Genomic DNA, 6,937 nt, shown 5'->3' with positions numbered 1-6,937 from the left:
GCCAGCTGGCACCGCGCCTCCGTCCGTGGTGGGTCGCGACTAGATCGCGAACCCGAGGGCGCGCATCATCTCGCGGCCGTCGTCGGTGATCCGTTCCGGACCCCACGGCGGCATCCAGACCCAGTTGATCCGGAAGGCGTCCACGATGCCGTCGAGGGCGTTCGCGGTGTCCCCCTCGATGACGTCGGTCAGGGGGCAACCGGCGCTGGTGAGCGTCATGCTGATGACGAGCGCGTTGGCGTCGTCGTCCCAGGCGAGGTCGTAGATCAGGCCGAGGTCGACGATGTTCACGCCGAGCTCCGGGTCCTGGACCTCCTTCAGGCCCTCGACGACCTCGTCGAACTTGTCGGGAGCGAGTGCGGCGATCATCAGGCCTGCGCCTCGGCGGCGGCGACCTGCACGTAGCGGTCGTAGCCCTCGTTCTCGAGGCGGTCGGCCAGCTCGGGGCCGCCCTGCTCCGCGATCTTGCCGGCGACGAACACGTGCACGAAGTCCGGCTTGATGTAGCGGAGGATGCGCGTGTAGTGCGTGATGAGCAGCACACCGAGGCCGGTCGCGGCCTTGGCGCGGTTGACGCCCTCGGAGACGATCTTCAGCGCATCGACGTCGAGGCCGGAGTCGGTCTCGTCGAGGACGGCGAACTTCGGCTTGAGGAGCTCGAGCTGCATGATCTCGTGGCGCTTCTTCTCGCCACCGGAGAAGCCCTCGTTGACGTTGCGCTCGGCGAACGACGAGTCCATCTTCAGGTCGGCCATCGACTGGCGGAGTTCCTTGATCCATCCACGGAGCGCCGGAGCCTCGCCGTCGATCGCCGTCTTGGCGGTGCGGAGGAAGTTCGACACCGTGACGCCGGGGATCTCGACCGGGTACTGCATCGCCAGGAACATGCCCGCACGGGCACGCTCGTCGACGCTCATCGCGAGGACGTCCTCGCCGTCGAGGGTGATCGTGCCACCGACGACGTTGTACCGCGGGTGACCGGCGATCGTGTACGCCAGGGTGGACTTGCCGGAGCCGTTCGGCCCCATGATCGCGTGGATCTCGCCCTCGTTGATGGTGAGGTCGACACCCTTCAGGATCTCCTTGGTGCCCTGATCGGTGTCGATCGAGACCTTGAGGTCACGGATTTCCAGAGTGGACATTGCGTTCCTTCGGTTGCAGCTGTGTGCGGCGTCAGCCGCGGGAAGTGTTGGGGGTGCTCAGTCGACCGGGACGACGTCCTGCACGTCGACGTAGACGTCGCCGTCGCGGACCTCGACCCGGAAGACCGGGACGGGCTCGTAGGCCGGGAAGTTCTGCGGCTTGCCGGTGGCCAGTGAGAAGCGGGACCCGTGGGCCCAGCACTCCAGCGAGTCACCCTCGACGAAGCCCTCGGCCAGCGAGATGTCGCCGTGCGTGCAGGTGTCACCGATGGCGTGGACCGTGCCGGACGAGTCCTTCACGATCGCGACCGCCGTGCCGTCGACGACCACCCGCATCGGGCTGTCCACCGCGATGTCGGCTTCGGCGCAGACCTTCTCGGCCATCAGGCGGTGGCCTCCGCGCCGTCGGCCTGCGGGGCGGATGCCTGTGCGTCGCCCGCCTCGGCCGGTGCGGCGATGACCGAACGGCCCTCGGCCAGCTCCTGCTCGACCGCGGCGATGAGGCGTTCCTCGAGCTCGGGCGCACCGATCTTCTGGATGACCTCGACCAGGAAGCCGAGCACGACGAGGCGCCGCGCTTCTTCTTCCGGGACGCCGCGCGACTGCAGGTAGAACAGCTGCTCGTCGTCGAAGCGACCGGTCGCACTCGCGTGGCCGGCGCCCTCGATGTTGCCCGTCTCGATCTCGAGGTTCGGGATGCTGTCGGCGCGGGTGCCGTCCGTCAGCACGAGGTTGCGGTTCTGCTCGTACGAGTCGGTGCCGTCACCGGCGCGGCCGATCAGGACGTCACCGATCCAGACGGTGTGCGCGCCCTGGCCCTGCAGCGCGCCCTTGTAGTTGACCCGACCGCGCGTGTTCGGCGCGTCGTGGTTCACGTAGACCTGCTGCTCGATGTACTGGCCGGCGTCGGCGAAGTACACGCCGTACATCTCCGTGTCGGCACCCTGCGCACCGAGGTGCGTCGAGGGGTTGACGCGGATGACGTCGCCGCCGAGCGAGACCACGACGTGCTTGAGGAAGGCGTCGCGGCCGACCTCGGCGAAGTGCGTCGAGACGTGCACCGCGTCGTCGTCCCAGTCCTGCAGGCTGACGACGGTCAGTCGTGCGTTCTGCTGCGCGACGATCTCGACGTTCTCGCTCAGCAGGGCGCTGCCGCGGTTGTCGAGCACGACGATGCCCTGGGAGTTCGGCTCGGCCGTGATGACCGTGTGCGCGGCGCGGGGCTGCGACCCGAAGTCGGAACGGGTCACGGTGATGAACTCGTGCGCTTCGGTGGCCTTGATCGTGATCGCCAGGACCGCGTCACGGGCGGTCCAGGCTGCGGCCGACGCGCGGTCCTCGGGCAGGCCGGCGGAGCCGACGCGGGGGTCGTCGCTGCGACCCCACTCGACGTCGGCGCCCTCGGACTGGCGGGCGAGGTACGGGTAGGCGGATCCGTCGAGCGCGCCGTCCAGCAGCGGCTGGAGCTTGGTGAGCGGCGCGAACTTCCAGTTGACCTCTCGGCCGGTGACCTTCGGGAACGCCTCGACGTCGCCGGACTGGAACCGCTCGGAGCGGGTCTGGACCGGCACCTTCTTGTCGGGGGCGTCCCAGCCGCCGTCGGAGTGGGCTCCGGCGCCGTGCTGGGTGCCGCCCTGCGCTGCGGCAGCGGGCTCGATCGGCTGGTCGATGTGGGGAGGGGTGGTGCTGGACATCTAGCCGACGGATCCTTCCATGCTCATCTCGATGAGCTTGTTGAGTTCGAGTGCGTACTCCATCGGGAGCTCGCGGGCGATCGGCTCGATGAAGCCACGGACGATCATCGCCATCGCCTCGTCCTCGGCCATGCCGCGGGACATGAGGTAGAAGAGCTGCTCCTCGCTGACACGCGAGACCGTGGCCTCGTGTCCCAGCTGCACGTCGTCGACACGGATGTCGATCGCGGGGTAGGTGTCGCTCCGGCTGATCGTGTCGACCAGCAGGGCGTCACAGCGCACGGTGTTGGCGGCGTGGTGCGCGGCCGGGTCGACCCGGACCTCACCGCGGTAGCCCGCACGACCGCCACCACGGGCGATCGACTTCGAGACGATCGAGGACGTCGTGTACGGCGCCATGTGGATCATCTTCGCGCCGGCGTCCTGGTGCTGACCGGGGCCCGCGAAGGCGACGGAGAGCGTCTCGCCCTTGGCGTGCTCGCCGGCGAGGTAGATCGACGGGTACTTCATCGTGACCTTGGACCCGATGTTGCCGTCGATCCACTCCATCGTCGCGCCCTCGTGTGCGATCGCACGCTTGGTGACGAGGTTGTAGACGTTGTTCGACCAGTTCTGGATCGTCGTGTACCGAACGCGGGCGTTCTTCTTCACGATGATCTCGACGACGGCCGAGTGCAGCGAGTCGGACTTGTAGATCGGGGCGGTGCAGCCCTCGATGTAGTGGACGTACGAGTCCTCGTCCGCGATGATCAGCGTCCGCTCGAACTGGCCCATGTTCTCGGTGTTGATCCGGAAGTAGGCCTGCAGCGGGATCTCGACGTGGACGCCCTTGGGGACGTAGACGAACGAGCCACCGGACCAGACGGCCGTGTTCAGCGCGGCGAACTTGTTGTCGCCGGCCGGGATCACGGTGCCGAAGTACTCCTCGAACAGCTCCGGGTGCTCACGGAGCGCCGTGTCGGTGTCCATGAAGATGACGCCCTGCTGCTCCAGGTCCTCGCGGATCTGGTGGTAGACGACCTCGGACTCGTACTGCGCCGCGACACCGGCGACGAGGCGCTGGCGCTCGGCCTCGGGGATGCCGAGCTTCTCGTAGGTCGCACGGATGTCCTCGGGGAGGTCTTCCCACGACTGCGCCTGCTTCTCGGTGGAGCGCACGAAGTACTTGATGTTGTCGAAGTCGATGCCCGTCAGATCGGCACCCCACGTCGGCATCGGCTTGCGACCGAAGAGCGACAGCCCCTTGAGGCGGTTCTTCAGCATCCACTCGGGCTCGTCCTTGAGGTTCGAGATGTCGGTGACGACCTCTTCCGAGATCCCACGACGGGCGGAGGACCCTGCCGAGTCGGAGTCGGACCAGCCGAACTCGTATTGGCCGAGCCCTTCGAGCTCGGGACGGTCGATGAGCACGTCGGACATGGTCTCCTCGTTTCCTTCTCGCGGGACAGCGTTACAGGTGTGAACCCGTGGCGTCTGGACGCCATTCCACCGCGGACCGCTGACATGCGGACCGGGTGCTGCTCCCTCGCAACGACAATGGTTCCACGCAGTCCGTGGGTTGATCGGCGATCTCGGCCCATTCGGAGCCGGCGCCTGCCTAGACTTGACTGCTGCTGAACCCTCGAATCCTACAGGTTCACTGCACGGAACAACAGGAAGGCACCACCCTCGTGACACGCGTCGGATCCCCCGTCGAGCAGGATCTCCGGACCGGACGGTGGTGGTCGCTCCCCCGCGTGGTCGACCGTCGTGTGGTCGCACTGGCCTGGGCGTCCTTCGTGGTCGAGGTCGTGCTGATCGGCACCGGAGGCCTCGTGCGCCTCACCGCCTCGGGCCTCGGATGCCCCACCTGGCCCAAGTGCACGGCGGATTCGCTGGTCTCCACGCCGGAGATGGGCATCCACGGCATCATCGAGTTCGGCAACCGTCTGCTCACCTTCGTGCTCGTGATCGTGGCCGTCGCGATGTTCCTCGCGGTCGTCCGGATGCTCCGCACGCGCCCCGAACTCTTCTGGCTCGCGTTCGCTCAGGGCGTCGCGATCCCCGTGCAGGCCGTCATCGGCGGCATGAGCGTGTGGACGAACCTGAACCCATTCGTGGTCGGGCTGCACTTCGTCGTCTCCGCCGCCCTCACCTCGGTGACCGCTGCGCTGGTTTACCGCACGACGCACGGCCCGCGCACCGCCCAGCGCCTCGTCCCGCGCTGGTACACGGGTGTCGTCCGCGGCACCGTCGCCGCCGTCGTCGTGACCGTGCTCGTCGGCATCCTGACCACCGGCAGCGGCCCGCACGCCGGAGCCGACGCGGCCGTCGACGGTGGGCGTCTGCACCGCACCGGGTTCGACCCCGCGGTCATGGAGCACGTGCACGCCTGGCCCGCGTACGCCCTCTTCGCCCTGACCCTGGTGCTCGTCATCGGAGCCGTCCGCCTGGGCCGCCCGAGCAAGTGGCCGCTGCTGCTGCTCGTCGTCGAGTTCCTGCAGATCGCTGTCGGCCTGACGCAGGCACGCACGGGTCTGCCCGTCGGGCTCGTCGGCACGCACATGGTGCTCGCCGGGTTGCTCGTCGGTGCGGTGACCGCCGTGGTGCTGTCGACGCGGGCCTCGGCCGGCCGAGACGCCGTCCGGGAACCCATCGACGCCTGACGCCCGGGCGCGTCGCGCGCTCGACACCCGTTCTCCGACACCCCACGAGTCGTTCGACTCGTGGGGTGTCGCGTTCGTGGTGGACGGCTGGGCGCCACGCTGACGACGCGGCACGACACCGCCGACGTCGCACGACATCGACTTCGTCGCTCGACATCCGCACCACGCGCGGTCCGCAGCGGCTCGCGTCCGCCCCGCGGCCGACGGCGGTCACGCCGGCCGGGAGGCCCGTGGCCGGCCCGCACCGCGCCTCCAGGCCGCCTCGTGGCCGACGCAGGACGCCGGTGTCCTGCCGGTACGCCGCCGAACGCGCGAGACGCCGCCGGGTTCGGCGGCGTCTCGGCGGGGTGGCGGCGTCGTGCCGACACGACGGCGTCAACAGGACACAACGGCGTCACCTCGACACGACGGCGTCAACAGGACACGACGGCGTCGTGCGGACCGAGCGCGCGCGGGCGCCCGCTCGACCGCCTAGAAGGTGAAGACCTGCGGCAGCAGCGGGTCGATGCCCACGGCGATGAAGAGCAGCGTCAGGTACGTGATCGAGCTGTGGAAGACCCGCATCGGCTGCACGTGCTCGACGTGCTGGATGGCCCGCGAGTACAGGCGGTGCGACTCGACGACGAACCAGATGCCGCCCGCCAGCGCGACCACCGTGTAGAGCGGCCCCATGTGTCCGACCGGGATGAGCAGGAGCGAGCAGACGAGCGTCGCCCACGCGTAGAGCACGACCTGCAGGCCGACGACGGTGCGGCCACGGACCACGGCGAGCATCGGCACGTCGGCCGCGTCGTAGTCGTCGCGGTACTTCATCGACAGCGGCCAGTAGTGCGGCGGCGTCCACAGGAAGATCACCATGAACAGGATGACCGGGGTCCAGGTCAGCGACCCGGTGACGCCCGCCCAGCCGATGAGCACGGGCATGCAGCCGGCCGAGCCGCCCCAGACGATGTTCTGCGGGGTGCGGCGCTTGAGCCACAGCGTGTAGACGAACACGTAGATGAGGATCGCGATGACGCTCAGCGCGGCCGCGAGCCAGTTCACCAGGAAGCCGAGCACCGCGGTCGACAGGATGCCGAGCACCCACGAGAACACGAGGGCCTCGCGGTCGGACAGCTCGCCGGTGACGAGCGGTCGGGTGCTGGTCCGCTTCATCAGCCGGTCGATGTCGCGGTCGATGTAGCAGTTGAAGGCAGACGCCGAACCGGCCGACATCGCTCCGCCGAGCATCGTCCAGAAGACGAGCCACAGGTCGGGGACGCCGCGTTCGGCGAGGAACATCGTCGGCGCCGTGGTGACGAGCAGCAGCTCCATCACGCGCGGCTTCGTCAACGAGACGTACGCACGGACCTTGCGGGACAGCGGCGATCGGGGTCGATCGGTGTCGGGCCGGGTCACGGTGGCAGTCGGCAAGAGAACCTCAGTCTGTTCGCATCAGCTCGCACACTCGGTGGAC

Annotated in this window: 7 protein-coding genes; 1 reads left to right on the top strand and 6 read right to left on the bottom strand. The window is 68.5% G+C overall.

Annotated elements, in window-relative coordinates; translation table 11 throughout:
* Positions 1–39: 39 nt before the first annotated feature.
* From BIU91_RS00485 to sufB, 5 genes are read right to left on the bottom strand one after another with little or no spacing between them, the layout of a single operon-like run.
* Positions 40–369 (bottom strand): metal-sulfur cluster assembly factor, encoded by a 330-nt coding sequence (locus tag BIU91_RS00485; protein ID WP_017887270.1) that lies wholly within the window; start codon positions 367–369, stop codon positions 40–42.
* On the bottom strand, positions 369–1,142 hold the full coding sequence (gene sufC, locus BIU91_RS00480) for a Fe-S cluster assembly ATPase SufC (protein ID WP_071403760.1): 774 nt from the start codon (positions 1,140–1,142) through the stop codon (positions 369–371). The genes BIU91_RS00485 and sufC overlap by 1 nt, the downstream gene beginning before the upstream one ends.
* Before the next feature lie 57 nt (positions 1,143–1,199).
* Positions 1,200–1,529: a non-heme iron oxygenase ferredoxin subunit gene (locus BIU91_RS00475; RefSeq protein WP_071403759.1), complete on the bottom strand. Its 330-nt coding sequence runs from the start codon at positions 1,527–1,529 to the stop codon at positions 1,200–1,202.
* Entirely contained in the window at positions 1,526–2,836 is a 1,311-nt protein-coding gene (sufD, locus tag BIU91_RS00470; RefSeq protein ID WP_071403758.1) for a Fe-S cluster assembly protein SufD, read from the bottom strand. The genes BIU91_RS00475 and sufD overlap by 4 nt, the downstream gene beginning before the upstream one ends.
* Positions 2,837–4,255 (bottom strand): Fe-S cluster assembly protein SufB, encoded by a 1,419-nt coding sequence (sufB, locus tag BIU91_RS00465; protein ID WP_071403757.1) that lies wholly within the window; start codon positions 4,253–4,255, stop codon positions 2,837–2,839. It lies immediately after the preceding gene.
* Between the two features lie 251 nt (positions 4,256–4,506).
* On the opposite strand from sufB, the gene BIU91_RS00460 reads away from it, so the two are divergent.
* Positions 4,507–5,481, top strand: coding sequence for a COX15/CtaA family protein (locus BIU91_RS00460; protein ID WP_071403756.1), 975 nt, complete (start codon positions 4,507–4,509; stop codon positions 5,479–5,481).
* 471 nt (positions 5,482–5,952) lie between these two features.
* Here the strand turns inward: BIU91_RS00460 and BIU91_RS00455 are convergent, their stop codons facing one another.
* The gene (locus tag BIU91_RS00455; protein WP_071403755.1) at positions 5,953–6,879 is read right to left on the bottom strand and encodes a heme o synthase; all 927 of its coding nucleotides are present in this window, start codon (positions 6,877–6,879) and stop codon (positions 5,953–5,955) included.
* Positions 6,880–6,937 lie beyond the last annotated feature (58 nt).

This window comes from Curtobacterium sp. MMLR14_002 (assembly GCF_001864975.1).
Taxonomy (GTDB): domain Bacteria; phylum Actinomycetota; class Actinomycetes; order Actinomycetales; family Microbacteriaceae; genus Curtobacterium; species Curtobacterium flaccumfaciens.
This window is presented reverse-complemented; position numbering and strand designations above follow the sequence as displayed.